This window comes from Pseudomonas sp. K5002 (assembly GCF_013386655.1).
Classification (GTDB): Bacteria; Pseudomonadota; Gammaproteobacteria; order Pseudomonadales; family Pseudomonadaceae; genus Aquipseudomonas.
Genome location: NZ_JACARK010000617.1, coordinates 1 through 726, shown reverse-complemented (window position 1 = coordinate 726; position 726 = coordinate 1). Strand labels below are relative to the sequence as shown.

The 726-nt window shown below is 59.9% G+C and carries 1 protein-coding gene and 1 pseudogene; one reads left to right on the top strand and one right to left on the bottom strand.

The annotated features are described in order from the left end of the window. Positions 1-172 (bottom strand): annotated as a pseudogene (locus tag HX846_RS24810) (efflux transporter periplasmic adaptor subunit); the annotation flags it as partial. Positions 173-477: 305 nt separating this feature from the next. Here HX846_RS24810 and HX846_RS24805 point away from each other — a divergent pair. Then, a partial coding sequence (locus HX846_RS24805) for a response regulator (RefSeq protein WP_178966285.1) occupies positions 478-726 on the top strand: 249 nt, incomplete at its 3' end.

Below are 726 nucleotides of genomic sequence, written 5' to 3'. Positions count from 1 at the left end.
CGGCAATCCGTCCGCTCAACTCGCTGGTGATGGACAGGGGCTTGGCTTCCAGGGTTTCGATCCGCACCTTGGCCAGCGGCGCCTCGGCGGCGTCGTCCGCCGACTTGCCACACGCGCTCAACGCCAGTGTCAGGGCCAACAGGCAAAACGGCGCAAACAGATTCTTCGACATGCTCATATCCCAATATTGACTGGCGCATCCTACGGGCGCCCCCGCCACAGTGCTGTGAAGCTCTGTAGGTGGTGTGTGAAGAAATGTAAGGTGCGACCCACAGATGCACGCGGGCGTATATCCTTCATAACCGCCGAACCTTACACGATCTTCCTGATACCGAAGATCAAATGTGGGAGCGGGCTTGCTCGCGAAGGCGGTGTGTCAGTCGCCGTGTGCGTTAACTGAAACACCGCTTTCGCGAGCTAGCCCGCTCCCACATTGGATTTGCGTACTACTCAGAAATTGTATTATTTGGAAATACCATGCCCAACATTCTTCTGGTGGAAGACGACGCCGCGCTCTCCGAATTGATCGCCAGTTACCTGGAACGCAACGGCTATCACGTCAGTGTGCTCAGCCGTGGCGACCACGTGCGTGAGCGTGCGCGGCTCAACCCACCGGACCTGGTGATTCTCGACCTGATGCTGCCGGGCCTCGACGGCCTGCAGGTCTGCCGGTTGCTGCGGGCCGACTCGGCCACGCTGCCGATCCTGATGCTCACCGCCCGCGAC